The sequence below is a fragment of the Noviherbaspirillum sp. L7-7A genome (assembly GCF_019052805.1).
In the GTDB taxonomy this organism is placed as follows: Bacteria; Pseudomonadota; Gammaproteobacteria; order Burkholderiales; family Burkholderiaceae_D; genus Noviherbaspirillum_A.
Window position 1 is genome coordinate 3,906,759 of the sequence record NZ_JAHQRJ010000001.1, and the last position, 26,903, is coordinate 3,933,661.

At 65.8% G+C, this 26,903-nt stretch carries 23 protein-coding genes and 1 riboswitch; of the genes, 5 read left to right on the plus strand and 18 right to left on the minus strand.

The features are described 5' to 3' along the window. Positions 1 to 75: 75 nt before the first annotated feature. Positions 76 to 1,620: a glycogen synthase GlgA gene (gene glgA / locus KTQ42_RS17825; RefSeq protein WP_217346683.1), complete on the minus strand. Its 1,545-nt coding sequence runs from the start codon at positions 1,618 to 1,620 to the stop codon at positions 76 to 78. A 299-nt stretch (positions 1,621 to 1,919) separates the two neighbouring features. On the opposite strand from glgA, the gene KTQ42_RS17830 reads away from it, so the two are divergent. Beyond that, positions 1,920 to 2,783, plus strand: a complete 864-nt coding sequence (locus KTQ42_RS17830; protein WP_217346684.1) for a glycosyltransferase — start codon at positions 1,920 to 1,922, stop codon at positions 2,781 to 2,783. A gap of 19 nt (positions 2,784 to 2,802) precedes the next feature. On the opposite strand, the gene KTQ42_RS17835 is transcribed toward KTQ42_RS17830, so the two are convergent. Beyond that, positions 2,803 to 3,354 (minus strand): HupE/UreJ family protein, encoded by a 552-nt coding sequence (locus KTQ42_RS17835; protein ID WP_349292161.1) that lies wholly within the window; start codon positions 3,352 to 3,354, stop codon positions 2,803 to 2,805. Positions 3,355 to 3,677: 323 nt separating this feature from the next. On the opposite strand from KTQ42_RS17835, the gene KTQ42_RS17840 reads away from it, so the two are divergent. Further along, positions 3,678 to 4,700, plus strand: coding sequence for a radical SAM protein (locus tag KTQ42_RS17840; RefSeq protein WP_217346686.1), 1,023 nt, complete (start codon positions 3,678 to 3,680; stop codon positions 4,698 to 4,700). Positions 4,701 to 4,844: 144 nt separating this feature from the next. On the opposite strand, the gene KTQ42_RS17845 is transcribed toward KTQ42_RS17840, so the two are convergent. From KTQ42_RS17845 to KTQ42_RS17865, 5 genes are all read right to left on the minus strand, one after another. Beyond that, positions 4,845 to 5,945 (minus strand): DNA topoisomerase IB, encoded by a 1,101-nt coding sequence (locus KTQ42_RS17845; protein ID WP_217346687.1) that lies wholly within the window; start codon positions 5,943 to 5,945, stop codon positions 4,845 to 4,847. Positions 5,946 to 6,119: 174 nt separating this feature from the next. Then, positions 6,120 to 7,676 (minus strand): hypothetical protein, encoded by a 1,557-nt coding sequence (locus tag KTQ42_RS17850; RefSeq protein WP_349292162.1) that lies wholly within the window; start codon positions 7,674 to 7,676, stop codon positions 6,120 to 6,122. Positions 7,677 to 7,817: 141 nt separating this feature from the next. Continuing rightward, complete coding sequence (locus KTQ42_RS17855; RefSeq protein ID WP_217346688.1) at positions 7,818 to 8,504, minus strand: glutathione S-transferase; 687 nt, start codon at positions 8,502 to 8,504, stop codon at positions 7,818 to 7,820. A gap of 39 nt (positions 8,505 to 8,543) precedes the next feature. Continuing rightward, positions 8,544 to 9,311 (minus strand): type I methionyl aminopeptidase, encoded by a 768-nt coding sequence (gene map / locus KTQ42_RS17860; RefSeq protein ID WP_217346689.1) that lies wholly within the window; start codon positions 9,309 to 9,311, stop codon positions 8,544 to 8,546. Positions 9,312 to 10,159: 848 nt separating this feature from the next. Beyond that, on the minus strand, positions 10,160 to 10,327 hold the full coding sequence (locus tag KTQ42_RS17865; RefSeq protein WP_217346690.1) for a hypothetical protein: 168 nt from the start codon (positions 10,325 to 10,327) through the stop codon (positions 10,160 to 10,162). Between the two features lie 61 nt (positions 10,328 to 10,388). Between KTQ42_RS17865 and KTQ42_RS17870 the strand changes: the two genes are divergently transcribed. Both KTQ42_RS17870 and KTQ42_RS17875 read left to right on the plus strand, forming a co-directional pair. Continuing rightward, complete coding sequence (locus tag KTQ42_RS17870; protein ID WP_217346691.1) at positions 10,389 to 10,817, plus strand: OsmC family protein; 429 nt, start codon at positions 10,389 to 10,391, stop codon at positions 10,815 to 10,817. Positions 10,818 to 10,989: 172 nt separating this feature from the next. Next, positions 10,990 to 11,077, plus strand: a riboswitch (cyclic di-GMP riboswitch). Positions 11,078 to 11,220: 143 nt separating this feature from the next. After that, positions 11,221 to 13,062: a S8 family serine peptidase gene (locus KTQ42_RS17875; RefSeq protein ID WP_249222810.1), complete on the plus strand. Its 1,842-nt coding sequence runs from the start codon at positions 11,221 to 11,223 to the stop codon at positions 13,060 to 13,062. Positions 13,063 to 13,216: 154 nt separating this feature from the next. Here KTQ42_RS17875 and KTQ42_RS17880 read toward each other — a convergent pair whose 3' ends face one another. Further along, on the minus strand, positions 13,217 to 13,969 hold the full coding sequence (locus KTQ42_RS17880) for a PEP-CTERM sorting domain-containing protein (protein WP_217346692.1): 753 nt from the start codon (positions 13,967 to 13,969) through the stop codon (positions 13,217 to 13,219). A gap of 466 nt (positions 13,970 to 14,435) precedes the next feature. Further along, positions 14,436 to 15,071, minus strand: a complete 636-nt coding sequence (locus KTQ42_RS17885; RefSeq protein WP_217346693.1) for a glutathione S-transferase N-terminal domain-containing protein — start codon at positions 15,069 to 15,071, stop codon at positions 14,436 to 14,438. Positions 15,072 to 15,231: 160 nt separating this feature from the next. On the opposite strand from KTQ42_RS17885, the gene KTQ42_RS17890 reads away from it, so the two are divergent. Beyond that, positions 15,232 to 17,550, plus strand: coding sequence for an EAL domain-containing protein (locus tag KTQ42_RS17890; RefSeq protein WP_217346694.1), 2,319 nt, complete (start codon positions 15,232 to 15,234; stop codon positions 17,548 to 17,550). Between the two features lie 42 nt (positions 17,551 to 17,592). Here the strand turns inward: KTQ42_RS17890 and KTQ42_RS17895 are convergent, their stop codons facing one another. The 9 genes from KTQ42_RS17895 to KTQ42_RS17935 all read right to left on the minus strand — a co-directional run bounded on the left by KTQ42_RS17895 (position 17,593) and on the right by KTQ42_RS17935 (position 26,898). Then, positions 17,593 to 17,979 carry a cupin domain-containing protein gene (locus KTQ42_RS17895; protein ID WP_217346695.1) on the minus strand — a complete coding sequence of 129 codons (387 nt, stop codon included), beginning with the start codon at positions 17,977 to 17,979 and terminating at the stop codon, positions 17,593 to 17,595. A 123-nt stretch (positions 17,980 to 18,102) separates the two neighbouring features. Then, complete coding sequence (locus KTQ42_RS17900; RefSeq protein WP_217346696.1) at positions 18,103 to 18,765, minus strand: methyl-accepting chemotaxis protein; 663 nt, start codon at positions 18,763 to 18,765, stop codon at positions 18,103 to 18,105. 129 nt (positions 18,766 to 18,894) lie between these two features. Then, positions 18,895 to 21,429, minus strand: coding sequence for an excinuclease ABC subunit UvrA (locus KTQ42_RS17905; RefSeq protein WP_217346697.1), 2,535 nt, complete (start codon positions 21,427 to 21,429; stop codon positions 18,895 to 18,897). A 116-nt stretch (positions 21,430 to 21,545) separates the two neighbouring features. Then, entirely contained in the window at positions 21,546 to 22,652 is a 1,107-nt protein-coding gene (locus KTQ42_RS17910) for a glycosyltransferase family 9 protein (protein WP_249222811.1), read from the minus strand. Beyond that, complete coding sequence (locus KTQ42_RS17915) at positions 22,649 to 23,233, minus strand: HAD family hydrolase (protein ID WP_217346698.1); 585 nt, start codon at positions 23,231 to 23,233, stop codon at positions 22,649 to 22,651. Before KTQ42_RS17915 ends, KTQ42_RS17910 begins: the two co-directional genes overlap by 4 nt. 13 nt (positions 23,234 to 23,246) lie before the next feature. Beyond that, on the minus strand, positions 23,247 to 24,032 hold the full coding sequence (locus tag KTQ42_RS17920; RefSeq protein ID WP_217346699.1) for an SDR family oxidoreductase: 786 nt from the start codon (positions 24,030 to 24,032) through the stop codon (positions 23,247 to 23,249). After that, positions 24,020 to 25,327 (minus strand): glycosyltransferase family 1 protein, encoded by a 1,308-nt coding sequence (locus tag KTQ42_RS17925; protein WP_217346700.1) that lies wholly within the window; start codon positions 25,325 to 25,327, stop codon positions 24,020 to 24,022. The genes KTQ42_RS17920 and KTQ42_RS17925 overlap by 13 nt, the downstream gene beginning before the upstream one ends. Positions 25,328 to 25,408: 81 nt before the next feature. Continuing rightward, positions 25,409 to 25,906, minus strand: coding sequence for a hypothetical protein (locus tag KTQ42_RS17930; RefSeq protein ID WP_217346701.1), 498 nt, complete (start codon positions 25,904 to 25,906; stop codon positions 25,409 to 25,411). Beyond that, positions 25,903 to 26,898 carry a glycosyltransferase family 4 protein gene (locus KTQ42_RS17935; RefSeq protein WP_217346702.1) on the minus strand — a complete coding sequence of 332 codons (996 nt, stop codon included), beginning with the start codon at positions 26,896 to 26,898 and terminating at the stop codon, positions 25,903 to 25,905. Before KTQ42_RS17935 ends, KTQ42_RS17930 begins: the two co-directional genes overlap by 4 nt. Between the last annotated feature and the right edge of the window lie 5 nt (positions 26,899 to 26,903).

The following is a 26,903-nucleotide window of genomic DNA, read 5'->3' on the forward strand; positions in this document are numbered from 1 at the left end:
CGACATGATCTGGTTGCTGCGTCGCAAAAACCGGGCCACCGGAAAGAGGGTGCGATGGCGCCATGCGCTTTCCCTTCAGGCCCGCTTGTAGAGCGTCGCCGCTTCGTCGGCGGCCGCACTGCGCGGCAGCAAGGTGTTTTCAAACAGGGCGCGGGCATGGCCGGGCGCGATGTCGGCATACATGCGGATGTACTTGCGCACCGGACCGTACCAGGAAAAATCGGCCTGCATCGCATTGCGCTGCAGGCGTTGCCAGCAGCTGCCTTGGCCATACAGGGCCAGCGCGCGCTCCATTGCCCGCACCATGTCGTCGGCGCCGTCGCCGTCGAACAGCACGCCGTTGGCCAGTTCATGCGGCGCATCCGGCTCGCCGGCGTCGGACACGGTGTCGCACAGGCCGCCGACCCTGGACGCCACCGGGATGGTGCCGTACAGCATGGCGTAGATGGGTGTGAGGCCAAACGGCTCGAAGCGGGTGCCATGCAGCAGCATGTCGGCGCCGGCATGCAGCGCATGGGCCATTTTCTCGTCATAGCCGATCTGTACCGCCACCCGGCCCGGCCATTCGGCCGCCAGCTGGCGGAAGCGCGCTTCATAGCCATGGTCGCCGCGCCCCTGCACCACCACCTGCAGCCGGCCGTGGTCGGCCAGCAGGCGCGGCAGGGCATCGAGCGCCACGTCGGCCATCTTCTGATGGGTGATGCGGCTGCCCAGCGCCACCAGCGGCGCGAATGGCTCCACCGGCAGGCCGCACAAACGCTGCAGCTCGCGCTTGCAGGCGGCCTTGCCGGCCAGGTCGTCGGCGCTGAAGGCGCGTGCCGTGAGCGGGTCGTGGGACGGATTCCAGGCGATGGGGTCGACGCCGTTGGGGATGGCCAGCAGCGCGTCGCGCCGCGCATTGAGCAGGCCGTCCAGGCCGTGGCCGAAGCGCGGCGTCAGGATTTCCTGCGCATAGGTGTCGCTGACAGCCGTGATGCGGTCGGCGCACAGGATGCCGGCCTTCATGAAACTCAGCTTGCCCCAGAACTCCACGCCGTCGGCATGCAGCATGTCGCCCGGCACGCCCAGCGCGCCGGCAAGCGCCATGTCGACATTGCCCTGGAAGGCGAGGTTGTGGATGGTCAGCGCGGAACCGACGTTATCAATGCCCTGCGCCCTGAGCAGCAGCGGAATCAGGCCGGCATGCCAGTCATTGGCATGCACCACATGCGGCGTCGGGAACATGGTCTTTCCGGCGCAGATGCGGGCCGCGGCATGGGCGAGGTCGCCGAAGGCGAGCGCATTGTCGCCGTATTCGACACCGTCGTCGTTCACATACGGATCGCCGCTGCGGCTGCGCAGGCGCTCGGTGTCGAGCAGCAGCACCGGCATATCGGCGCCCGGCATGCGGCCCAGCATCAGCCGGCCGGCGCCGCCGGGCAGGTCGTCGAGCACGGGGCCGATTTGGCGCAGGCCAGTCGCATTGGCAAGCGCCGCCGGATAGCCGGGCATCAGAATGGTGGCGTCCACGCCATGGTCGATCAGCACGGCGGCCAGCGCCGTGATCACGTCCGCCAGTCCGCCGGTCTTGACCAGCGGCACTGCTTCCGATGCAACGAGCAATACGCGCGCTCTCCCCATGTAACTCCCCTTGGTTGATTGAATGGATGCCGGCAGGTGGCGGTTGCCCCGCTTATTGATATCGGTCGTATGCCCGGCAGATTCGCAACTCTAGTAAGAATATTGCTACTTCGCTATCGGCGGGGGCCGCATACGGCTGTGGGAGTTTTCCTACAGGGGAAGATTTTCTACCAAGGGCAGAGGGCGGGCATAGTGGCCGGCTGCCGCAGAAGTGGAGGAAGCGGCATGCATGCCGGGGGAACAAGCCGTAGGGTGTCAGTCTAAAAGGCCATGGCAAGAAGCTTGCCGCCGGAGGGAGCATGGACAAGGCCGGGCAGCGTGTTTCCGTAGTGCTTCTGACCTACAACCGCGTCGGCGAACTCGCACGTTCGCTGGACAAGCTGCTGGCCATGCCGGAACAACCAGCAGTGATCGTGGTCGACAATGCCTCCACCGATGCCACGGCCTTCGTCGTGGCGCAGCGCTATCCCCGGGTGCAATGCATCAGCCTGCCGCGCAATATCGGCGGCGCGGGCCGCAATGCGGGAGTGCGACTGGCCGCGACGCCCTATGTCGCCTTTTGCGACGACGATTCCTGGTGGGAGGATGGCGCGCTCGGCCTGGCCGTGGAAATCCTGGACCACTATCCCGACGTGGCTGCGCTGTGCGGCCGGGTGCTGCTGGGCGAGGATTGCCGCGAGGACCCGGCCTGCGCCGAGATGGCTGCCAGCCCGCTGCCGTCGGAGGGATTGCCCGGCCCGGCGCTGCTGGGCTTCATTGCCTGCGCGGCGGTGTTCCGGCGCGACGCCTATCTGCAGGCCGGCGGCTATGAGGCGCGCTTCTTCGTCGGTGGCGAGGAAGCGCTGCTGGCCCTGGACCTTGCCGCCGCCGGCTGGCGCATCGCCTATGTGCCGCAGCTGGCCGTGCATCATCATCCCTCGCCCTATCGCGACAATATCGCGCGCCAGGTCATCGTCATTCGCAATGCGCTCTGGGTGGCATGGCTGCGCCTGCCGCCGGCATGGGCGGCCAGGGAAACCCTGCGCATCCGGCGCCGGGCGCCCAGCCGGGAAGCGTGGCGCGGCGGCTTGCGCCAGGCCTTGCATGAACTGCCGTGGGTATGGCGCAGCCGCAGGGTGCTGCCGCCGCAGGTGGCCGGGCTGCTGCGGCTGTTGCGGGGTTAGTGTCCGCAGGAACCTGGTATCAGGCCAGCATCATCCAGGTTCCCGCCAGCGCAATGCCCAGTCCGGCGACACGGCTGGCGAGCCGGCCGGCACGGTTGGCGGCCAGCATGCCGGCCAGGTGAAGCAGGGCGGTGGCAGCGGAAAAACCCAGGAAATAGGCGAGGGAAGCGCCGTCGGCCGGCGTTTCCAGGCCATGCGCCTGGCCATGGGCCAGCGCGAACGCGGCAAGCAGAAGGCCGCCTGCCCATGCCGGCATGCGCACTGAAAGCACGGTCAGCATGCCGAGGGCAACCACGGACAGGCCGATCAGGCTTTCCATGCCGGCCAGTGCCACGCCGCCGACCGCTGCCAGCGCGCCCAGCAGCATGACCAGCGGGAATAGCGCCGGCAGCCAGCGCCTGGCGGTGTGGTTCTGCGCCGCGGCCCATAAGCCGACGGCAATCATGGCCAGCAGGTGGTCTCCTCCGGAAACCGGATGCAGCAGGCCGGCCAGCAGTCCGGCGGCATGCGTGCCGTCATGCGCCATGGCCGGTCCGGAAAGCAGCGCCAGGGCGGTGCATGGCAGAGCCACATAAAATTTTTTGGTGCGGAATGCACTTGTTTTGATCATCTTGTTCAATCGCTCCGTGAGAAATGATGTGGTGTTGCGTCGGTCAGGCAATGGCGGTCGACCTGTACTGCTTCATAGCAAAAGCTGCGCCGGCCGCTGTGCGGCAGGACGCGGGCGCCGCGCGTGTCTGAACTCATCTATTGTCTGTTTGGCACATCGCAAATCCGGTGCGCGTCCGTGGAACCTGGCATTGAGTACGCCGTTCAATCATTGAGCAGGGAGCGCCATGCCTGCAACCCCGGCGGCGCTTTCCCGAATTTCTGTTCACCTACCCCGGAGCCTGGATGCCACAGCACGCCGAACCTCAGATCGAACCGCCGCGTTTCGTCCAGATCGAACCCGTAGGCCAATGCAATCTGCGTTGCCGCATGTGCCCCATTTCCCTGCGTCCCGAGAGCCAGCCCGGCCGGCCGCCGGCCCTGATGGAAATGGATGTCTTTACCCGGCTGATCGAGCAGTTCGGCGATATCGAGGAACTGCATCTGCAGGGATTGGGCGAGCCGCTGATGCATCCGCGTTTCTTCGACATGGTGTCGCATGCGGCGCGGCGCGGCATACGGGTGTCGACCAATACCAACATGACCCTGATGACCGAAGCGCGCGCCGCCGAATGCGTGGCCAGCGGCCTGCATACGCTGCATGCCTCGCTGGATGGGGCCCATGCGGCAAGCTATGAAGCGATCCGCCTGCGCGCCTCGTTCGACAAGGTCATGCGCAACCTGCGCCGGCTGATGGCGGCCAGGCGGGCGGCCGGCAGCGCGCTGCCACAGGTGAAGCTGGTGGCGGTGGTCATGCGCATGAACCTGGAAGAGCTGCCGGCCCTGGTGCGGCTGGCCGGCGACGAAGGCGTGGAGAGCCTGTCGGTGCAGCATCTGTGCCACGACTTCGGCGAGGACAGCCTGCCGGCGCAGTATCAGCCAATGCGCGCCTTCATCAACGGCCAGACCCTGTTGCGGGACGAGCGCGCGAGGGTGGACGCGGTATTCGACGCGGCCCGCGCCGAGGCCCAACGGCTGGGTGTCGCGCTGCGCCTGCCCAACCTGACGCCGCGCCGCCACGCGCCCGACGTGCCCGGCCGCAAGCGCTGCGACTGGCCCTGGCGCGGCGCCTACATCAGCTACGACGGCCGCGCCATGCCCTGCTGCATGGTGGCCACGCCGGACCGCATCCACTTCGGGAACATGGCCGAGGAAGGCGTGCAGGCGGTCTGGAACAATGCGGCCTACAACCGCTTTCGCGAGGCGCTTTCATCGGATGCGCCGCCGCAGGTATGCAGCAGTTGCGCGGTCTATAGCGGGACGTTCTAGGTGGTACGCGTGGCGTCTTGCGCCTGGAGCCGCAATACCGTCCGTGGCGTGCAACTACCGTGCAATGCCCTTCGGGTATTGCACCCTGCGTGATGGGGGCGTGGCGGGCAGGCAAAGTGGGATCCCCGGCGGGACCGATCCGCCCTACGCCGCCTCGCGCCGGCTTTCCAGCAAAGCCAGCACCGCCAGCTCCTCCATCTTCAGCGCATGCGGATCGTCGGCCGGCGCCTTCATGGACTTGATCAGTTCATCCCACGTCTCATGCATGATGCCCTGCAGATAGCAGTCCAGCACCGCCGGGTGCACATAGCATTTGCGACATACCGCCGGCGTATTGCCGAGCCGCTTCGAGACGCTGGAAATGGCCTGCACGATGTTCCTCTTCGCGTCGGTCTCGGATTCCACCGCGCGCAGTGCCTGCAACTCCAGCGCCGCCAGCATGGTGCCCGACCAGGTACGGAAATCCTTGGCGGTATAGTCCGCGCCGGTCAGGCTGCGCAGGTAGTCGTTGACGTCGGCCGAATCGATGGTGTGGCGCTCGCCATCCTCGCCGATGTACTGGAACAGCTCCTGGCCGGGCAGGTCGCGGATGCGCTTGATGATGCGCGCCAGCCTGGGGTCGCGCAGCCTTATCGTGTGCTCGACGCCGCTCTTGCCGCGGAAATGAAACTCGACCTCGCGCCCGCTGATGTCGACATGCCGGTTGCGCAGCGTGGTCAGCCCGAACGACTTGTTGGTGCGCGCATATTCCTCGTTGCCGATGCGGATCATGGTGTCCTGCAGCAGCTGCACCACGGTTGCCAGCACCTTCTCGCGCGGCAGGCCAGGCAGGGACAGGTCTTCATTGACCTTTGCGCGGATGCGCGGCAGCGCGCGGCCGAAGCTCAGCATGCGTTCGTACTTGGATTCGTCGCGCACGCTGCGCCACTGTGCGTGATAGCGGTATTGCTTGCGCCTTTTCGCATCCCGGCCGGTGGCCTGGATGTGGCCGTTGGCAAGCGGGCAGATCCAGACTTCGGTCCAGGCCGGCGGAATGGCCAGCGCCCGGATGCGCCTGAGCGTCTCCTCGTCGCGCACCGGCTTGCCATCCGGCCCGGCATAGCGGAAGCCGGCACGGGTCTTGTGACGGGTAATGCCGGGCTTGCTGTCGTCCACATAGCGCAGCCCGACTTTGCGGGCGACTGCCGGCGCATCCTCCGAGGGCGCGGGAGCGATGCTGGCAGCGGTCTTGGGCAGGGATTTCATGATGGCTGTGCAATGCGAAGGGACAGGCTTTGTGTGTAGCACATCCCGCATCCACTCATGGCCAGCGCCAGGCAGGATCATGGATTGCGAGCAATCCCGCAATGCAGCAAGTCCATTGGCGCCGGATTCCGGCATAAGCCGGCGCCAATGCCACGCCGCCGGCTTGCTGCAACCTTATTGCGCCGAATAGGCGCCGATATCCAGCACGCCGCCATTGCGCAGCCGGCTGCCCGCGATATGCACGTATTCCCGCAGCGAGGTCAGCGCCACGCCGCTCGGGCTGAAGCCGGCCGCGCTGCCGGCGCCGATGAAGGGCGCGCCGGCGGCAGGCCGCAGGTCATAGGCGGCGCGGTTGACGAAGGCCGGCGCGAGCGAGCGGTAATTGGTTTGCAGCAGCGCGTTGCCCTGGCCGGTGAGGCTGCCGGTGCCGGCGAAGATATTGTTCTGCGCCAGGAGCGGCGTGGTCACGTCCGGGCCCACCAGGATGAACATGCCATTGCTGCTGTCATCGTTGATGAAGGTATTGTTGACCACATACAGGTGCTTGCCGGGGTTGGTCGCGCCTTCCACGCCATAGGACACCATGTTGGAGTTCTGGTTGGCCGAGGGCTGCTCGATCACGTTGCCGATCAGGTAGGCGGTGCCGGCGTTGGGCAGGTCGATCTCGTAGCTGGGCTGGGCCGGCGCAGTGGTCTCGAACTGGCCCGGCGGCGTGCTGGAAAAGCGGCTGTAGCTGATGTTGTTGACCCGCGCCCGCGACTTCAGGTTGTGGCCGACCCGGGCGTCATGGGAATAGCTGGCGCGGAAGGTCAGGCTGGCGACGCGGCCGACATACAGGTTGTGGGTGCCGCCGCCGTCGTTGCCGTTGTGGCCGAACTCGGTGTTCTCGATCAGGATGTCGCTTTCGCCATCATTGCTGGTCAGGATGCCGCTTTCATTGTCATGGATGAAGCTGTTCCTCACCGTCAGATGCTTGCCGTCCAGGCGGATCGCCGAGCCGTTGCCGTCCGGCACCTGGGCGCCCCACAGCTCGACATTGTCGACCAGCACCCGGCTGCCGGTGATCACCCAGGTACCCTTGCCCCAGGCGTAATTGCCGAACGCGCCGATCTTCGGGCGGCCGTTGATGCCGCGGATCGTCAGGTCGTTGGCATGGAAGGCGCAGGTGTCGCCGTCATAGGTGCGGCTGCCGGCGGCGTCGATTTCCACCACGTCGCCGTTGCCTGCTACCCGCAGCGCGTCGCATGGCCTTGCATAGTCGCGGCCGGGGCCGACCGACAGCGTGCGGCCGGACACGGCGCGGCTATAGACCCGGCCGGCCACGGTCACGCCCGCCGGTGCGTATTGGCAGGACTTGTCGGCGCCGGGTGCGGGGTCGTCGAAGTTGGCGTTATTGCACGGGATGCCGGCGCTAACGCTCTGATAGGTGTAACTGCCGTTGGCGCCATAGCGCACCTGTCGCGCGCCGGGCACGGTGCAGACTTCGCCTTCGGCGGCGCACTGGGTCCAGCCGTCGGCGCCGGCCGGTGCGGTGACGAGCAGGCCGCTGGTGCCGCCACTGCCGCTGACGTTGCCGCTGTTGGCAATGCTGGCCATGGAACCGCTGGCAACGCTGGTTTGGGAATCGCCGCCTCCGCCACCGCCGCAGGAAGCAAGAAGCAGAACAGCGGCAGTGACGGCGGCAAGACGCAGGGCGGGCAGCGTGCCCGGATGGGAATGAAGGGGATTCACGTTCGGATCTCTGTTGCGGTTGAGGCGCAGCCAGGGACCCGGCAGCGCTAAATTTCCATGAAGAAATTGTAGCGCTAAATTTCCTAGAGGAAAATAACTTTTTCAGCGTGCCTTTTTAACATTTTCATTCTGGCATTGGCCTTATTGCATGATCACCGGGCCGCCCTTGTCCAGCGCGCGCTGCCACGCCGGCCGCGCCGCCACCTTGTCGCGCCAGGCCTGCAGATGCGGCTGCTTGCCCCCGCCCGATGCGCGCGACAGCGCTGCCTCCACCGCAAAGCTCATCTGGAAGTCCGCCAGGGTGAGCTGGTCGCCGGCGAACCAGGCATGGTGCGACAGATGCTGTTCCATGAACTCCAGCGCGGTGCTCAGATTGGGGTCGATCAGCGCGGCCTGCACCTTGCCGCACAGTGCGCGGGCGATGGGACGCACGAAGAAAGGCATGGGCTGCGTGGGTATGGTGGTGAAGACCAGCTTCATCACCAGCCAGTTCATCAGCGAACCTTCGGCGTAGTGCATCCAGAAGCGGCACTGGCGGTGTTCCGGCGTACCGGGCCGTGGCAGCAGGCCAGGCAGCGCGGCGGCCGCCTCGGCGCCGTAGGTTTCAGCCAGGTATTCCAGGATGGCGCCGGATTCCGCCACCGTGATGCCGCCGTCGGTAATCACCGGCGACTTGCCCAGCGGGTGGATGGCCTTCAACGCCGGCGGCGCCAGGCGCGTCTTCGGGTCGCGCTGGTAGCGCACCATTTCATACGGAAGGCCCATTTCTTCGAGCAGCCAGAGCACGCGCTGGGAGCGCGAGGTTTCGAGGTGGTGCAGTGTGATCATGGTGGCAGGTGTGGGAGTGAAAGGCCGCTGCGGGCGGGCTTATGCGGCGTCGGGCCAGGGAGTGAGGATTTCTGCGCCGTCATCGGTCACGGCGATCATGTGTTCCCATTGCGCCGACAGTGAGCCGTCGACGGTGACGACGGTCCAGCCGTCGCCCAGCTGGCGCACGCCGGCGGCGCCGGCATTGATCATCGGCTCGATGGTGAAGGTCATGCCTTTCTTCAGCAGCAGGCCGGTGTTGGGCCGGCCGTAATGCAATACCTGCGGCTCCTCGTGGTACACCCGGCCGATGCCATGGCCGCAGTATTCCTTGACCACCGTATAGCCAGCCGCCTCCGCCAGCGTCTGGATCGCATGACCGACATCGCCCAGCCGCGCGCCGGGACGCACCGCCGCGATGCCGGCCATCATGGCGTCAAAGGTAGTCTGCACCAGCCGCGTCTGCGCCTCGCCGGGCTGGCCGACATGGAACATGCGGCTGGTGTCGCCATGCCAGCCATCCTTGATCACGGTGACATCGATATTGATGATGTCGCCGTCCTTGAGCTCCTCGCGGCTGTTCGGTATGCCATGGCAGACCACGCCATTGACCGATGTGCACAGCGTCTTGGGAAAGCCGTGGTAGCCGACATTGGCCGGCGTGGCTTTCTGCACCTGGCGGATGTAGTCATGGCAGCGCCGGTCCAGCTCCTCGGTGGTCACGCCAGGCACCACATAGGGCTTGATCATGGCCAGCACTTCGGCGGCGAGTTGTCCGGCGACGCGCAATTGGGCGATCTGCTTGTCGTTCTTGAGCTTGATGGTCATGGGTATTGCGCAGCGTGCGGTAGGGGGAGGGCGAAACTATAGCAGTCTGGCGCGGGTGGCGCAGGGGAGGGGTTGGGGAGGGCTACCAAGCCTGATAGAGATGGGGATTGGGGGATGAGCGTGGTTTGAAGGAAGGGGCGGTGTTGCGGTTGCGGTTGCAGTTACGCGTAGCGACAGTTGCAGTTGTCGTTGTCGTTGCCGTTGGTTTTGCCGTTGCTGTTGCTTTTGAAGTGGCAGGTAAAGTCCCGTTGAGCGCGCCGTGACGGCGATGCCTGAAGCGGATAAGGTGCGGCGTCTGTTTGAGCGAAGCGCAGCGTAGCGAGTTTAGCCGCGCCCCGCTTCAGGCATCGCCGTCACGGGGACCCCGCGCAGCGGGGCGCGATCACCGGGTCGCCTTTTCTTGCCTACTTCTTTTGGCGAAGCAAAAGAAGTAGGTCGCCTGCCGGGGCGAACACCCGGCCTGGTCATGACGGCAGTGCAGTGGCGTTGTTTCACCCGGCGTAAAGGCGTCACTGCGAAGCAGCAGTTGCTTTTGACGTTCGCAGTTCGCATCGTAACGACGAACGTCAACGTCAACGACGACAGTGCTGCCCGTGCCTTGCCGGGTGACGCAAGACGGATGCACTGCCGTGGGGACAAGCCGGGAGTCCGTCCCGGCGGCCGGGTCACTTTTTTTGCTTCGCCAAAAAAAGTAACCAAAAAAAGGCGACCCGGTGATCGCGCCCCGCTGCGCGGGGATCCCGTGTCAGCGGTACCCGGAGCGGGGCGCGGCTAAACTCGCTCCGCTTCGCTCCACTCAAACAGACGCCGCACCTTTTCCCGCTCCGGGTACCGCTGACACGGCGCGCTCAACGGGATTTCACTGCAACGGCAACGGCAACGGCAACTGCAACTGCAACTGCAACTGCAACTGCAACTGCAACTGCAACTGCAACTGCAACTGCAACTGCAACTGCAACTGCAACTGCAACTGCAACTGCACCGCCACTTTCGCAAATTGCAATTATTTCAGCCATCCGTTGTCTGAGTCAGACGCCGCCAGCCGGCGGCGCGTTAATCAGTGACGATGGAGGATACATGACAGTCAAAAAGGCATGGGCGGTATGGCGTGGCGGCATCAAGGATGGCGGCGGCACGATTTCCACCGAAACCGGCGTACTTAAGGAAGCACCCTATGGCTTCAAGTCGCGCTTCGAGGACGGCCCCGGCACCAATCCGGAAGAACTGATCGGCGCCGCGCACGCTGGCTGCTTTTCCATGGCGCTGTCGCTGATGCTGGGCGAAGCCGGCCTGAAGCCGGAACAGATCGATACCCACGCAGCCATCACCCTGGAAAAGTCAGCCGACGGATTCGACATCACCGCCAGCCACCTCACCGTGGTGGCACGCATTCCCGGCGCCGATCAGGCGAAGTTCGAAGAGATCGCCAACAAGGCAAAGGCCGGCTGCCCGGTTTCCAAGGTGCTCAACGCCAATATCACGATGGACGCCAGGCTGGAAGGCTGACCGCCCCTCATCCACCAGCGCCGGGCATGCACTCGCTCGCCCGGCCACCATCCACCTGGCCGCGGCGCTGCATGCGCCTGCACCCTCCATTTAATTGATATAGAGCAATCTATTTCCTGCTGGATAAAATTTCTATTGCCAGCAAGAAATATGTTCGCTAGTATTGGCGCGTGGTCTGAAAAGGCAAACCTGGCGAAAGCCAGGGACGCAAAGTCATCGGTCTACCGGGCAAAACGCCCTATGACGGCAGGACTGCCAGACACGCCGCCAGTGGGTTCCTTTGCACGTTCAAAGTACCAGTCTTCCATACCGGGGTCGCCACAACTCCGGCAGACATGCGCTGACGGCGTATCCAAGCAGTTCTGTCCAGGTACCGCTTCTAAACCTTGGACAGGAACTCATCATGAACCAGCAAAATGCATCGAAGTTCGTAAGACACAGAAACAGCCATTCCTTCCTGCGCCAGCGCGCCATCGACCTGGCCTGCCAGGCAGCCTTCCTGCTGCCTTCCATGCTGGTCGGCGCAGCCGTCCTGCAGGCGCCGGCAGCCATTGCGGCGCAGCCGGTGGCCAACAGCGCCGAGCAGTATGCCCGCGGCCGCATACTGGTGATGCCGCGCGCCGGCCTGAGCGAAGCCGAATTCGTCAAGGCACTGGCGCCGCACGGCGGCCGTGGCAAGAAAATCGGCCAGAGCGACCTGCACGTTGTCGAACTGCCGGCCAATGCTTCCGAAAAAGCCGTGGTGGAGCGCCTGAGCCGCCATCCGCATATCAAGTTCGCCGAACTCGACCGTCTGGTCAAACCCAACTTCGTCAGCAACGATCCCTACATGGGCAGCGAATGGCACCTGAACAAGGTTGGCGCCACCACTGCCTGGGACACCACCCAGGGCGCGGGCGTGATCATCGCGATCCTGGATTCGGGCGTCGATGGCACGCACCCGGACCTGGCGCCGCAGATGGTGCCCGGCTATAACTTCTACGACAACAACACCAACACGTCCGACGTCAACGGCCATGGCACCGCAGTGGCCGGCGTGGCGGCTGCCGCCACCAACAATGCGCTGGGCGTGGCCGGCGTGGCAGGCCAGGCCAAGATCATGCCTGTGCGTATCGCCGACGCCAATGCCTATGCCTACTACAGCACCATCGCCAAGGGCGTCACCTATGCCGCCGACAATGGCGCGCGCGTGGTCAACTGCAGCTACGGCGGCGTGGCCGGCAGTTCCACCATCCAGAGCGCGGCGCAGTACCTGAAGAACAAGGGCGGCCTGATGTTCGTCTCGGCCGGCAATAACGGCGTCGATGAAAACATCACGCCGACCACCACCATGATCGCGGTGTCGGCTACTGATGAGAATGACTATCGCACCAGCTGGTCCAGCTACGGCAACTTCGTCTCGATGGCGGCGCCCGGCATCACCTACACCACCAGCCGCGGCGGTTACTACGACAACTGGCAGGGCACGTCCTTCTCCAGCCCGCTGACGGCTGGCGTGGCGGCGCTGATGATGGCGGCCAAGCCCTCGCTGGGCAGCGCCGACATCGAGAAGCTGATGTTCTCCACCGCCGTCGACATCGGCGCCGCCGGCCGTGACATCTACTACGGCTACGGCCGGGTCAATGCCGCCGCCGCGGTGCAGGCAGCGGTCAACACCACGGTAGCCGTGGACACCCAGGCGCCGGCGGTGTCGATTTCCAATCCGATCGCCTATGCCAGCGTCACCGGCGTGGTGCCGGTCAATGTCAGCGCCACGGACAACGTCGGCGTGGCGCGGGTGGAACTGAAGGTCAATGGCAGCACGGTGTCAGTCGACAGCGCCGCGCCGTTCGCCTTCAGCTGGGACTCGGCCAGCGTGCCCAACGGCATGGCCAACCTGGTGGCATACGCCTATGACGCCGCCGGCAACGTGGCCGCATCGACCACGGTCGCGGTCAACGTGGCCAACGGCACGACCGTGGTGGCAAACGACACCACCGCACCGAAGGTGAAGATCGCCAACCCGGTGTCGGGCAAGGTCTCGGGCAATGTGTCGGTCAGCAGCAGCGCCGAGGACGACAGCGGCGCTGCCGGCATCACCCAGTGGATCTATATCGACGGCACCCTGGTTGCCACCGGCAAGGGCTCCAGCCTGGCTTACAACTGGAACACCCGCAAGGCCAGCAAGGGCACCCACGCCATTGCGGTGACGGCGCGCGATGCGGCGGGCAATACGAGCACGACCTCGGTGAGCGTGATGAACTGAGTATCTGAGGCAGGAAGGCAATAAAAAGCCTGGTGCCGCAAGCAAGCCGGCATCAGGCGAATGAACTTCCTGGAAGTCTTGTTTTGTCTGTTTTTATGTCATCCGCGGGAGCGGATGACTTTTTGCTTTATCGACGCCGGTTGCAGAGTGCCGTTCAGCCTTGCTGAGCCGCCTTGCGCCTGGCCGCAAAACCCATTCCCAGCAAGCCCAGGCCAAGCATGGCGATCGTGCCTGGCTCGGGAACGCTGGTGGACGGGCCGCCGGGGTTGCCCGCCAGGGCTACATAAAATGTTTCCTGGCCACCGGTGGCATTAATTGCATGTGCCAGCAGTCCGATACGATTAGTTGGCGTTTCAAACGCTGATTTGGCGCTGATTATGTCTGCAGCGTCGAGGCCAAAGACAAAGCCCGCACTGCCGGTGCCGGGCTCCGTGCTGTCAAATACGACTTGCGTGAAAGCGCCTGATTGAAACAGCGCTGTTCCTCCGCTGGCTGAGAATATGTACAGGATCAGGTCGGTCAGGGTGATGGAGTCGCTTGCCGGTTCTGTGGCATTGAATACGACCCGCAGATTGGCCGGATCGCTCAGGCCCAGTTGTCCCAGGCTGAGTGTTTGCGTCTGGGATGCGTTTACATCGCCACTCTTCACATCTGCAGTGCCATTCCATACAACACTTCCAAGCTCGGTGCTTGAATTGCTTGGACTGCTGATGGTAAGGACCGTATTGACAGCGCCCAATCCGGTTCCACTGATCGTTTCACCATCCAGATAAATCAGGGCCGCGTGTGCTGGTAATGCAGCAGAGAGCAGGCTAGACGCCATTAGCATGCCGGCAAGTAGTTTTTTAAGATGCATGAAATTCCCCTGAAAGTTTAAGGTTCTGCAACGATTACGGTCGTGTTCCATTCAGGAGAAAGGTGTCCTGGAATGAAATTAGAAAGACAACGCTCGACGGGAACATTGCCTTTCTTGCATGAGCATAGAACGTGCCTACAGGGAAAAATGTGGATAAACAAAGACTTAAGAGAATTTCTCAGCCTATTATTGCCAGGCTGTAAAGCTTGTCGACTTTTGGTTTCATTAAATGTAAATTTTTTTTAACCACTAGTTTTGCCGTAATCGACAATAAGAACAACTACTCATAGGCAAAAAGTTTTTTATTACCAATAGATTGTTAAAAGCAATTTTCCTCCGGGAATTTATATCGTTTTTGCAACTTTTTTTAAGTGTAAGTTTTCCCGACACATCCTGGAGTCATAGCGTTCTACGCGCCTCCTTCAAGAAAGTGACTTTCCGTAACTCGCTGAAACGCCGCCACGACTCCAACGCCATGGCTCCATATGGCAAGCAATGAAAGACCGGATTTCCAGCCTTACACCTGCGGCACCGCCATCCCCCGCTGCACCGCCGGCCTGTCCCCCACCATCTGCAGCCAGCGCCGTATCGCATCCTTGCCCTGCAACGCCTGCGCCAGCGGTTCCTGCAGAAAGGTAGTGGCCGCCAGCGTCCAGGGATAGGCGGCGATATCCGCGATCGAGTAAGCCTCCCCGCCCAGATAGGCCGTTTCCTTCAGCCGCCTCTCCATCACGCCCAGCAGCCGCTCGCCTTCCTCGGTGAAACGGGCGATCGCGGCCGGCGTTGTCTCCTCGGCGCGCTTGGCGAAATAGCCGAGCTGGCCCAGCATCGGCCCCAGGCTGCCGATCTGCCAGTGCAGCCATTCCAGCGCCTTGTACCGTTCCGGCCCGGAGGACGCCAGGAAGCGGCCGCTCTTTTCCGCCAGGTAGGTGAGGATGGCGCCGCTCTCGAAGATGGCCAGCGGGCCGCCCTCGGCATCATGGTCGACGATGGCCGGGATCTTGTTGTTCGGCGAAATCTTCAGGAAGTCCGGCGCATGCTGCTCGTTCCTGCTCAGGTCGACCGGGCGCACTTCGTAGGGCCAGCCCAGCTCTTCCAGCATGATGGGCACCTTGCGGCCGTTGGGCGTGGTCCAGGTATGGAGGGTGATCATGGTCGGTTTCTCCTTGGCATGAAAGCATGGATTGGGCGGCGCCGCCGCGACATGGGTCCGATTTGTCTGGCCGCGCTTTGTTCCACGGCAGGTCCGCTTCGCCGCAACAATGCATGCGCGGGGTATATCATGCGCAGATTCCCTTGCCCACCCGAACGCCATGTCCGATCGCATCAATGCAGAGCCACCCGCGCCCGACCCCTCCGGCCCCGGTCCGGACCGGGCGCCGGCCGCGCACCGCAGTCGCAAGGCGCTGATCAAGGGGCGCTTCATGATGGCCGCCGTCAGCTCGGTGGCGCTGTGCTTCCTGATGAGCCTGCTCTACCTGTTCGGCCTGATGCCGGGCGTGGTGGTGGCCAGCGGCGCCGGGCTGATCATGGGCAGCGTGCTGCTGTTCTACCTGGTGTTCCGGTTCAGGCTCAACGAGAAGGCGCCCGATCCCAGCATGACCGTGCCCATGACCACGGTGGCGGTGCTGTGCGTGCTTTATGTGATGCTGGGTTCCGGTGCTGCGCGCGATACCTTCGTCAGCTTCTTCGGGCTGATCCTGCTGTTCGCCGTCTTCCGCTTTTCAACGCGCATGCTGCTGCTGCAGAGCGGCCTGATGCTCTTGGGCTATGCCGGCGTCATCTTCGTTGCCTGGCGCACCGGGGCGCCCGGTGCCGACCATGCGCCCGACATTGCCCGCTGGCTCACGCTGGCCGTTGCGCTGCCGCTGTTTGCGCTGATCGGCGGCGAGATCATGGCCGGGCGCCGCGCCGCCATGCAGCGCCTGCGCGCCAGCGAGGAGCGCTTCCGGCGCCTCACAGCCCTGTCGTCCGACTGGTACTGGGAACAGGACCATGAGCTGCGCTTCACCACGCTGTCGCCCGGCCTGGAAGCCAAGGCCGGCATTGCGCCTTCGCGGCTGATCGGCAAGACGCTGCCGGAGATCGCCACCGCGCCGTTTCATGCCGACTGGGATGTCCATCGCGAGGCGAGCGCGGCGCGCCTGCCGTTCGCCCATGTCGAGTTCCAGGCCAGCGACGACAACGGCGCGCTGCGCTGGCTCAGCCTGTCGGGCGAGCCGCTGTTCGACGCCGACCAGCACTTTCTCGGCTATTACGGCACCGGACGCGACATCACCGCCAAGAAGGCGGTGGAGGCGCGCATCCATTTCCAGGCCCATCATGACACGCTGACCGGCCTTGCCAACCGCATGCTGCTCATCGACAGGCTGGAACATGCAATGGCGCAGGCCGACAGCGACGGCCATGCGCTGTGGGTGCTGTTCGTCGATCTCGACCGCTTCAAGCGCATCAACGACAGCCTGGGCCACAAGGCCGGCGACGCCGTGCTCAAAAGCGTGGCCCAGCGCATGCAGGCGCAGATGCGGCCGGCCGACACCATTGCCCGGCTCGGCGGCGACGAATTCGTGCTGGTGCTGTCGGACTGGCCGGCCGGCAGCCTGTCGCTCGGGCTGGTGCAGCGCATGATGGACGCGGTGCGCGCGCCCTATGCCGCCAATGGCAACGCCATCCTGATCAGCTGCAGCGTCGGCATCGCGGTCTATCCGGGCGACGCCGCCACCGCCGAGCTGCTGGTGGAGCGGGCCGACGTGGCGATGTACCGCGCCAAGGAAGCGGGCCGCAACAGCGCCCACTTCTACAAGGCCGAGATGAATGCGGTGGCGATGAACCGGCTGCGCATGGAGAGCGACCTGCGCGGCGCGCTGCAGGCCAATGAATTCGTGCTGCACTACCAGCCGCAGATGGACCTGAAGAGCGGCCGCATCATCGGCGTCGAGGCGCTGCTGCGCTGGCAGCACATGCGGCCGGGCCTGCGCCAGCCGGCCGAATTCATCGGGGTGGCCGAGGAGATCGGCCTGATCGTGCCGATCGGCGACTGGGTGCTGAACCAGGCCTGCCTGCAGGCGGTGGCCTGGCAGAACGCCGGCCTGCCGGCCATGCACATGGCGGTGAACCTGTCGGCGCGCCAGTTCGCGCAGCCGGGGCTGGTGGCTTCGGTGTCGGCGGCGCTGGAACGCTCCGGCCTGCAGCCCTCCTTGCTGGAAATCGAGATCACCGAGAGCCTGATGATGACCGACGTGGAGCAGGCCGTGGCCACGCTGGCCGACCTGAAGCGCCTGGGCGTCAGGGTGTCGGTGGACGACTTCGGCACCGGACACTCCAGTCTCTATTACCTGAAACGCTTCCCGATCGACGTGCTCAAGATCGACCGTTCCTTCGTGCGCGACATCGTCAGCGATGCCGACGATGCCGCCATCGTGGCAGCCATCATCTCGCTGGCGCACAGCCTGGAGATGTCGGTGGTGGCGGAAGGGGTGGAGCATGCCGACCAGCTGATCTACCTGTCGCGCTGCGGCTGCGACACCGTGCAGGGCTACATGATCAGCCCGCCGATGCGGGCCGAGGCGCTGGAGCCCTTCCTCGGCGAGGCGCCGGCACAGGCCGGCATGCGGGGCAGGCAGCGCGCCTGACGCGCGGCCCGCCGTGGCCCTTCCTTCAATGGCCCGGCGTGCTCAGTGGCCGTGCTGCTTTTCGTACTCGTCGGCCTCAGCCTTGTTCCGGTGCACGATGCCGTCCGGATGCTCGGGCGGCGTGTAGAGCGTGTAGAGCCGCAGCGGCGCGCTGGTGGAGGTGTTGATCACGTTGTGCTCGGTGCCGGCCGGGATCACCACCGCCACGCCGTCTTCCAGCGCATGCCGTTCGCCGTCCAGGATGGCCACGCCTTCGCCTTCCTCGACGCGGATGAACTGGTCATGGCCTTCATGATGCTCCATGCCGATTTCCTCGCCCGGCTGCAGGGTCATGATCACCAGCTGGCTGCGCTGGGTGGTGTAGAGCACCTCGCGGAAGTTGTTCCCCGCAAGGGTCTTTTCTTCGATGTTGATGCTGTAGCCTGACATGCTTTCCTCCTTGATCGAACCTTGATGGAACGCGGCCTGCGGTGGCCGCCCAGGGAGGGCATTGTATAAGAGGCAAGCGGCGGCGGCATGCGGCGCGTCATGCCGGCGCCGCCCCGGCCGCCGTCACTGCATGGCCTGCCGCACCAGGGCGTCGATCTCGCCGGTGATGTCGGACAGCCGCCCGCCCACCACCGCGAACTCGCGTCCGGCCTCGCCGGCGCGGGCGGCGATCACCTGGGCATTGAAGGCCACCATGCGCGCCTCGCGGGCAATCCGTTCGATGTCGTTCATCACCGAGCGCCGGCGCTTTTCCTGCAGCAGCGCATGGCGCCGCGCTTCCTCCTCGTAAATGGCCGTGATCGCATTGAGCGCGTCGAGCAGCGGCGTGGTGAGTTCGACCAGTTCATCCAGCAGGTCGGCAGCCTGGCGTCGCCTGCCTTCGATGGCATCCAGCGTGCGCTGCGCCAGCAGGGAAAACGCCCGTATCCGGGCGTCGCCCTGCAGCGCGCCGAAATAGGCCTGGCGCAGCGCTTCGCAGAACACGCCGGGCAGGTCGTCCTTTTTCTGCAGCAGGCTGGCATGGGCATTGTCGAACAGCGTCAGCGCGCTGCGCGCCACGGCAACGCCGTCGCTCTTGCCCTGCGCGGCCAGCACCGCATACAGCACCAGGCGCTGCGACGTGAAGCGCCGGCGGCCGGACAGGTTGATGAGCTTGCCGAAGACTTCGCCGGGCAGGATGTCGACGGCAGGGGAGACTAGGGTCAGGGAAGCGGAATGGGCATGCATGATGGCCTTTGGAGTCGGTTTTGGCCGGACGGCTGCACCGCGGCTGTGCGGGTCCGGCTCGTTGTTTCCCAAAAGCAGTTTTCATGCCGGGGATGCCCGGCCGGCGTCCGGCGGCCCTTCAACCGCCTTTCATTTTCCCTGCAGCGCCCGCGCCAGGTAGGGCGCGGTGCGGCTGTCCCGGCTTTTCGCCACTTCGGCCGGCGGCGCGCTGGCCACCACGCGGCCGCCTTCGTCGCCGGCGCCGGGGCCGATATCCATCACCCAGTCGCTGGCGGCGACGATGCGCATGTCATGCTCCACCACGATGACGGTGTTGCCGGCGTCGACCAGGGTCTGCAGCTGGGCCAGCAGGCGGTCGATGTCGGACGGATGCAGGCCGGTGCTGGGTTCGTCCAGGATGTAGAGCGTGTCGCCGCGCTGCGGCCGCTGCAGCTCGGTGGCCAGCTTGATGCGCTGCGCCTCGCCGCCGGACAGCTCGGTGGCGGACTGGCCCAGGCGCAGATAGCCCAGGCCGACGTCGCGCAGCACGCCCAGCGGCCGCGCCAGCGCCTCCTGATCGGTAAAGAAAGCAAGGGCGGCATCGACCGTCATGCCCAGCACATCGGCGATGTTGCGCTCCTGGTAGCGCACCGCCAGCACCCGTTCGTTGTAGCGCGCGCCTTCGCAGGCCGGGCAGGGCGTATAGACGCTGGGCAGGAACAGCAGCTCCACCATCACCTGCCCCTCGCCCTGGCAGGTGGGGCAGCGGCCCTTGGCCACGTTGAACGAGAAATGGCCGGCATCGAAGCGGCGCCGGCGCGCATCCGGGCTGGCGGCGAAGAGCTTGCGCACATGGTCGAACAGGCCGGTGTAGGTCGCCAGGTTGGAACGCGGCGTGCGGCCGATCGGCTTCTGGTCCACCCGCACCATGCGCCGTATCGCTTCCATGCCGGAGGCGATGCGCCCGCCCACCGGCATGGGGATCGCATCGGCCAGCGCATCGGCGTCGCTCCCGGCCTCGGCTTCATCCGCGTCATGCCCCAGCCAGGCGGCCGCCAGTTCCACCAGCGCCTGGCTGACCAGGCTGGACTTGCCCGAGCCGGAGACGCCGGTCACGCTGGTCAGCACGCCCAGCGGAAAGGCCGCGTCCAGCGCCTGCAGGTTGTTGCGGCTGATGCCTTCGAGCCGCAGCCATCCCGAAGGCGCGCGCACGGCACGCGCCGCGGGCGGCGCGGCGTCGAACAGATAGCGCCGGGTCTGCGACGGTTCCACCTCGGCCAGGCCGGCGGGCGGGCCGCTGTAGAGCACCATGCCGCCGCCTTCCCCCGCCGCCGGCCCGACATCGACGATCCAGTCGGCGCGGCGGATCACGTCCAGCTCATGCTCCACCACGAACAGCGAATTGCCAGAGGCCTTCAGCTTGTCCAGCGCATCGAGCAGCGCCTCGGTATCGGCCGGATGCAGGCCGGCCGACGGCTCGTCCAGCACATAGACCACGCCGAACAGGTTGGAGCGCACCTGGGTCGCCAGCCGCAGCCGCTGCAGCTCGCCGGGCGAGAGCGTCGGCGTGCTGCGTTCCAGCGTCAGGTAGCCCAGGCCCAGGTCCAGCAGCACCGCCAGCCGCGCTGCCAGGTCGGCCGCGATGCGCTGGCGCACGATGACCTGCTCCGGATGCGCGCGGTCATGCCGCGCGTTGCCCTTGGCCGTGCGCCCGGCATGCGGCGCCAGCAGGGCCGCCAGCTGCTTCAGGGGCAGGCGCGAGATCGCGCTGATGTCGTGGCCGGCGAAGGTCACCGACAGCGACTCGCGCCGCAGCCGCTTGCCCTGGCAGACCGGGCAGTCATTGCTGACCAGGTAGCGCGCCACCCGTTTCTTCATCAGCGGGCTCTGGGTCGTGGCATAGGTCTGCAGCACGTACTTGCGGGCGCTGGTGAAGGTGCCCTGGTAGCTGGGCGTGGCCTTCTGCTTCAGGGCCGCCTGCACCTCCCTCGCGCTGAGGCCGGAATAGACCGGCACGGTCGGCTGCTCGTCGGTGAAGAGGATCCAGTCGCGCTGCTTCCTGGGCAGGTCGCGCCAGGGCGTATCGACGTCGTAGCCCAGCGTCATCAGGATCTCGCGCAGGTTCTGGCCATGCCAGGCGGTGGGCCAGGCCGCGACCGCCCGCTCGCGTATGGTCAGGCTGTCGTCGGGCACCATCGACTGCTCGGTGGCTTCCACCACCCGGCCCAGGCCGTGGCACTCCGGGCAGGCGCCCTCCGGCGTGTTGGGAGAGAACGATTCGGCATACAGCAGTTCCTGGCCCGGCGGATAGTCGCCGGCGCGGGAATACAGCATGCGCATCAGGTTGGAGAGGGTGGTGACGCTGCCGACCGAGGAGCGGGTGGTCGGCGTGCCGCGCTGCTGCTGTAGCGCCACCGCCGGCGGCAGGCCGTCGATCTCGTCGACTTCCGGCACCGCCATCTGGTGGAACAGCCGTCGCGCATAGGGCGACACCGATTCCAGGTAGCGCCGCTGCGCCTCGGCATACAGCGTGCCGAAGGCCAGCGACGACTTGCCCGAGCCGGACACGCCGGTGAAGACCACCAGCGCATCGCGCGGGATGTCGACGTCGACATTTTTCAGGTTGTGCTCGCGGGCGCCGCGCACGCGGACGTTCGATGGAGGTGGCGTCGGTTTGTCGGACATGGGCAAGGCGCTTTCGGGGCCGCTGCGGGCGGCCCGGTTGGGTAGGTTGCCGCCAGCTTAGCGCCTGTGACACGGGCAGTCGGTGTCCTGGGTCACCTTGCGGCGCACAGCCTCCGTCACATCAGCAAGCTGCGCACCGCCTCCACCACCCGGGCAGGCGCCACCTTGCTCAGGCAGTCGTGATGCCCCTGCGGACACACGCTCTTGTAGCAATTCCTGCAGGCCACATCGTGATACAGCACCCGGCTTGGCGATTGCCACGGCGTGTGCTGCGGATTGGTCAGCGCATACAGGTCCACCAGCGGCGTGCCCAGCGCGGCGGCGATATGGGCCGGGCCGGTGTTGTTCGACACCATGACCGGCGCCAGCGCAATCAGCGCGCCCAGCTGGCCCAGCGTGGCGTGGCCTGCCATGCTGTGGCCGGGCAGGCCGGCGGCCTCGCGTATGCCGTCGATCAGCGCGCCTTCCTCGGCGCTGCCGGTGAAGACCGCCTGCATGCCGTCCTCTGCCAGCAGCCGCAGCGCCTGTGCCCACTGCGCAGGCGGATAGCGGCGCGACGCGGCCGTGGCGCCGGGATGCATCAGCACCCAGGGCGTGCCGGGGCCGATGCCGCGCTGCGCCAGTGCGGCGCGCGCCCATGCCAGGTCGGCCTGCGGCACCGAGAACGACAGGCGTTCGTCCCGCGTGCGACAGCCGATGCCGGCCACCAGGTCCAGCTGCCGCTGCACTTCATGGCGCACCTGCTGCTGCGGCTCCGTCTCCGGCGCCCAGTCCGACAGCAGCTGGTAGGGATTCTCGCGGCAGTGCGCCAGCCGCAGCGGTATGCCGGACATCTGGCACAGCATCGCCGCCGGCAATGCGCTCTGGCTGTAAGTGGTGAAGATGACGGCGGCATCGAAGCGGCCGGCGCGCAGCGTCTCGGCCATGGCCGGCACCGCATTGGCATCCTGGATAGCGCCATGCTTCATCCACGGCGCCTGGAAGGCGAGGGCGGCATCGAGTTCGGGGATGAAGGAAGCCACCGCCACGCCGCCGGGCGAGCTGAGCAGGGTCAGCCGGCGGCCCGGTGCGCTGTCGCGCAACGCCCGCATGGCCGGCGTGCACATCAGCACGTCGCCCAGGTAATCCAGCCGGATGCAGAGGATATGGCGGGCGTCGCTCCAGCGCATGCCACTGATGTGGCTGATGTGGCTGACATCGCTGGCATCGCCGATGCCGCTCATGACGCCTCCCGCACCGGCATGGCCGCATCGAACCGCTGCATCGCCCGTGCCGCGCTCAGCAGGTCCGGCGCGCTGATGTCGGGGGTGCGCAGCGGCGAACGCAGCCATTCGGTTTCATTGCCGTTGTTAATCAGTACAGTGCGGCAGCCGGCGCGGCGGCCGGCTTCCACATCGTTCAGGATGTCGCCCACCATCCATGAGCGCGCAAGGTCGATGCCGTGCTCGCGGGCGGCCTGCTGCAGCATGCCGGGCAGAGGCTTGCGGCAGTTGCATTCAAGTGCATAGCCTGCTGCTGCGCCTTCCGGATGATGCGGACACCAGTACCAGCCGTCGAGCGTCACGCCTTCCCGCGCCAGCATGTCCTGCAGCGCGGCAAACAGCGGCGGCAGCGCGGCCTCGCTGAACAGGCCGCGCGCCACGCCCGACTGGTTGCTCACCACGATGAGCCGGTAGCCCAGCTCCTGCATCAGGCGCAGCGCCGGGCCGGCATGGGGCGCGAGCCGCAGCCGGTCCGGGTCGACGTTGTAGGGCACGTCGTCGATCAGGGTGCCATCCTTGTCGAGAAACACGGCGCGCTTCATGCCGCGCAGGCTCCTAGGGCCATGAGGTCTCCCGCATCGGCAGCACCATGATTTCCGCCACCACGGTTTCATCCGGCAGCAGCAGCACCGACTTGACCGCCTGCGCCACATTGGCAGGCTCCTGCAGCGTGGCCACGTCGATGTCGGGGAAACGGTCCAGCAGGAAGGGCGTGCGCATGCCGCCGGCCACTACCGCAGTGACCTTGATGCCATGCGGCCGCAGCTCCGCATGCATGGCATGCGACAGGCCCAGCAGGCCCCATTTGCTGGCATGGTAGGCCGAGGCATTCGGCCAGGCGCGCTTGGCGGCGGTGGACGCGATGTTGACGATATGGCCGCGGCCATTGCGCTTCATCTCTTCCGACGCATGCTTGGCCAGCAGGAAGGGGCCGTTGAGATTTGTGTTGATGACCCGCAGCCACTGCTCAGGCGCCAGCTCGGCCATCGACAGCGTGACATCGGTGCCGGCATTGTTGATCAGCACGTCGATGGTGCCGAAGCGGCTGACGGTCTGTTCGATGGCCTGCTGCGCCCCGGCCGGGTCGCCCACATCGAAGCCGATCGCATGGATGCGTTCGGCGACGGCGCCGCCGGTTTCGGCCAGCGTGCGCGCCAGCGCCTCGGCCTTCTCCCTATGCAGGTCGCCCACCACCACGTTGGCGCCGGACGAGGCCAGCATGTGGCACAGCGCCGCGCCCAGGCCGCTGGCGCCGCCGGTCACCAGTACCGTGCGGCCGGCCAGGCTGTTGTCGGTCGATGCGCCGTTGCTTGTGTCTGACGGTCGGTTCAATTGGTCCATTCGAGCTCCGTATGGTTGGACCCGCCGCTGGCCACGAGCGACTGCGGCAGGCTGGTTGGCGCGGCCCCGAGGACCGCTTCATAAACATCGGCAATGCGGCCGGCGACATGGCGCCAGGTATAACGGCCATGCACCCGGCGCAGGCCTTCCCGCCCCATGCGCCGGGCTTCCTGCGGCTGCGCATGCAGCACGGCCAGCCGGTCGGCCACCGCTTCCGGGTCATTCGGCGGCACCAGGAAGCCGGTGCTGCCGTCGACCACCGTATGCTTGATGCCGCCGACAGCCGAACCGATCACGGGTACGCTGCAGGCCATCGCCTCCAGCGGCGTGATGCCGAACGGTTCATACCAGGGCGTGGTGATGAACACATCGGCTGCGCTGTAGTAGTCGCGCAATTCGCTGCGCGGCCGCTGGCCGGCGAAAAACACCTGTCCCGACAGGTCGAGCCGCTCGGCCAGCGCCTTCAGGCGCGCCATCTCCGGCCCGCCGTGGCCGCCTTGGCCACGGTCCTGACAGTCGCTGCCGACCACCAAGAGCCGCGCCGCCACGCCATGCCGGTCGCGCAACGCGGCAACCGCCTCGATCGCGGTGTCCACGCCCTTGCGCGGCACCATGCGGCCCAGTTGCAGCACCACGAATTCCTGCGGCTGCAGGCCCAGCTTGTTGCGCGCCAGTCCATGCACCGGCCAGAACTCTTCCGGATCGAAGCCGCATGGCACGATGTCCATGCGCGAGGTTGGCGCGCCATAGTGCCGCGCCATGTCTTCCATATCCTGCGGGCATTCGGCGATGATGCGGTCGGCATCGCGCATCAGGCTTTCCTCGATGGCCTCGCGCTCGGCCGGGAAGCCATCCGCCTTGCCCTGATGCAGGCGGCGCACCCGCCCCAGCGCATGGAAGGTGATGACGAAGGGCGTGCCCAGCCCCTGCCGCACCTGCCGGGCCACCATGCCCGACATGAAGAAGTTCGCATGCAGCAGGTCGTAGCGCAGGTCATGGGCGCGCGCAAAGCCGATCATGAAGCGCGCGAACTCGTCCATGTAGGGCAGCATCGCTTCCTTCGGTATCGCATGCGGCGGCCCGGCCGGCACATGGATCACGCGCACATCCAGTTCCCAGTTCACCACCTGCGGCAGCGCCGGGCTGTCGCAGCGGGTATAGACATCCACCAGGTAGCCGCGTTGCGCCAGATGGCGCGCCACCTGTGCCACGTACACATTCTGTCCGCCGCTGTCCACGCTGCCGGGAACAGCCAGCGGCGACGCATGCTCGCTGACCAGCGCTATTCTTCTCATGATCAACACCTTTCCAACGAACGGTTAAACAATCTGTCTGACCGAGGGCGCACTGTGCCGCGCAAGCGCCTGTTGACGGCATCAGCCTTGCGGCAGGAACGGTCCCTGGCTGCGCGCCCGCGCGGCCGCCGCCTTGGCCTGGGCGCGCATGCACAGCGCCACCGCGCCGGCGAAGGCTTCGTCATACCAGGGGTCGGCGCCGCTGGCCGCCACCACGATGCCGTCCAGCGCCACACTGCCCCACAGCACCGTGTCGCCCGCTTCCAGCAGGTAGGGCCGCTGTTCCTGCACGATGTGGCTGTCCATGCCGGTGCGCCATGCGACCCTGGCCTTGGCAACGGCAAAGCTGCGATAGTCGGCATCCCACTTGCTGCGATCGCCCAACGCGTGCTCGTACAAAATGGCTTCCTCGAACGAGGAAGTAACCGGGCTGCTGCCAGGCTTCATCACGATCAGGTAGAAGAAGCCGCTCTCGCCGGCGCTCTTGTTGTCGATTGCAGTGGCTATCATGGGCAGTGCCATCGCGACTGCCCGCGCCGCGGCGTCGCGGTCTAGCAGGAAGCTGGAAAATCCCGTCATTGCATTTCCTCCAGGCGGTTGTCCATCGGGGTGGCGGCCAGCGGCCTGGTGCCGGTGACCTGGGCGAAGGTGTCGTTCCAGTCGCGCACGAAGCGCGCAATGTGGAAGCGTTCGAGGGCACGCCGGCGCGCGCCGGCACCCAGTTCACGCGCCAGCGCCGGCTCGCGCAGCAGTTCCTGCATGCGCTCGGCCAGCGCATCGACATTGGTGTCGATATAGCCCGAGCGCCCGTTTTCGATCACGGTTGACACTTCAGTGGTGGCCAGCGCCACCACCGGCAGGCCCACCATCATCGCTTCCAGCACCGCCAGGCCCAGGCTGGTGTAGCGGATCGGATTGAACAGGAAGCGGTATTGCGCGGCGAAGGCCGGCAGCTGCGCATGCTGGACCTCGCCCAGGCCATCCATCTCTTCCGCGCCCATGCCGACCAGGTCCAGCGGCACCGAGCGGCGCGCATGCAGGAAGACATCGCCGCCCAGCCGGCGTCCGCGCCGCGCAAGATGATTGACGATCACCAGGCCGCGCGCCAGCGAGCCGTCGTAGCGCGCCTGCGGCGGCACCATCACGCCATGCTCGACCACGCGGGTCGGGGTGCGGCCGCTGTCCCACATCAGCGCATTGAAATGGGTGACATGCACCAGCAGCACCTCGGGGTCGTCGACCGGATGCGGCATGTCGGTCGGATGCTCGCGCGGGGTGTCGTGCTCGATATAGATGCGCGGCAGCCGCCGCTGCGCCTCCGTGAGAAATTCATGCTGGTCCTTCAGGTACTGGTCATCGTCCTGGAACAGGATGCAGTCGAACTGCATGCCGGCGGCCTGGTCGACCGGCAGGTCGGTCACATTGTCGCCCCACGGTATATGGCCGCAGCGGCCGCCGTAGCCGGGCGGGCGGCCCGGTTTCGAAAGCACGTAGAACTGGTGCGGCGCCTGCGTCAGGTAGTACAGATAGCTGCCGTGGGTATGCCAGGTAAGAATCTTCAATGGACGCATGGTGT

Bases quoted from the DNA above. Each gene is read 5' to 3' on its own strand.
- KTQ42_RS17855 (WP_217346688.1), bottom strand. From the start codon at position 8,504: ATGATCACACTGCACCACCTCGAAACCTCGCGCTCCCAGCGCGTGCTC.
- KTQ42_RS17900 (WP_217346696.1), bottom strand. From the start codon at position 18,765: ATGCATGCCCATTCCGCTTCCCTGACCCTAGTCTCCCCTGCCGTCGAC.
- KTQ42_RS17920 (WP_217346699.1), bottom strand. From the start codon at position 24,032: ATGGACCAATTGAACCGACCGTCAGACACAAGCAACGGCGCATCGACC.
- KTQ42_RS17895 (WP_217346695.1), bottom strand. From the start codon at position 17,979: ATGTCAGGCTACAGCATCAACATCGAAGAAAAGACCCTTGCGGGGAAC.
- KTQ42_RS17845 (WP_217346687.1), bottom strand. From the start codon at position 5,945: ATGAAATCCCTGCCCAAGACCGCTGCCAGCATCGCTCCCGCGCCCTCG.
- KTQ42_RS17885 (WP_217346693.1), bottom strand. From the start codon at position 15,071: ATGATCACCCTCCATACCTGGACCACGCCCAACGGCCGCAAGGTGCCC.
- KTQ42_RS17865 (WP_217346690.1), bottom strand. From the start codon at position 10,327: ATGGCTGAAATAATTGCAATTTGCGAAAGTGGCGGTGCAGTTGCAGTT.
- KTQ42_RS17905 (WP_217346697.1), bottom strand. From the start codon at position 21,429: ATGTCCGACAAACCGACGCCACCTCCATCGAACGTCCGCGTGCGCGGC.
- KTQ42_RS17915 (WP_217346698.1), bottom strand. From the start codon at position 23,233: ATGAAGCGCGCCGTGTTTCTCGACAAGGATGGCACCCTGATCGACGAC.
- KTQ42_RS17925 (WP_217346700.1), bottom strand. From the start codon at position 25,327: ATGAGAAGAATAGCGCTGGTCAGCGAGCATGCGTCGCCGCTGGCTGTT.
- KTQ42_RS17830 (WP_217346684.1), top strand. From the start codon at position 1,920: ATGGACAAGGCCGGGCAGCGTGTTTCCGTAGTGCTTCTGACCTACAAC.
- KTQ42_RS17870 (WP_217346691.1), top strand. From the start codon at position 10,389: ATGACAGTCAAAAAGGCATGGGCGGTATGGCGTGGCGGCATCAAGGAT.
- map (WP_217346689.1), bottom strand. From the start codon at position 9,311: ATGACCATCAAGCTCAAGAACGACAAGCAGATCGCCCAATTGCGCGTC.
- KTQ42_RS17840 (WP_217346686.1), top strand. From the start codon at position 3,678: ATGCCACAGCACGCCGAACCTCAGATCGAACCGCCGCGTTTCGTCCAG.
- KTQ42_RS17935 (WP_217346702.1), bottom strand. From the start codon at position 26,898: ATGCGTCCATTGAAGATTCTTACCTGGCATACCCACGGCAGCTATCTG.
- glgA (WP_217346683.1), bottom strand. From the start codon at position 1,620: ATGGGGAGAGCGCGCGTATTGCTCGTTGCATCGGAAGCAGTGCCGCTG.
- KTQ42_RS17880 (WP_217346692.1), bottom strand. From the start codon at position 13,969: ATGGAACACGACCGTAATCGTTGCAGAACCTTAAACTTTCAGGGGAAT.
- KTQ42_RS17890 (WP_217346694.1), top strand. From the start codon at position 15,232: ATGTCCGATCGCATCAATGCAGAGCCACCCGCGCCCGACCCCTCCGGC.
- KTQ42_RS17930 (WP_217346701.1), bottom strand. From the start codon at position 25,906: ATGACGGGATTTTCCAGCTTCCTGCTAGACCGCGACGCCGCGGCGCGG.
- KTQ42_RS17875 (WP_249222810.1), top strand. From the start codon at position 11,221: ATGAACCAGCAAAATGCATCGAAGTTCGTAAGACACAGAAACAGCCAT.
- KTQ42_RS17910 (WP_249222811.1), bottom strand. From the start codon at position 22,652: ATGAGCGGCATCGGCGATGCCAGCGATGTCAGCCACATCAGCCACATC.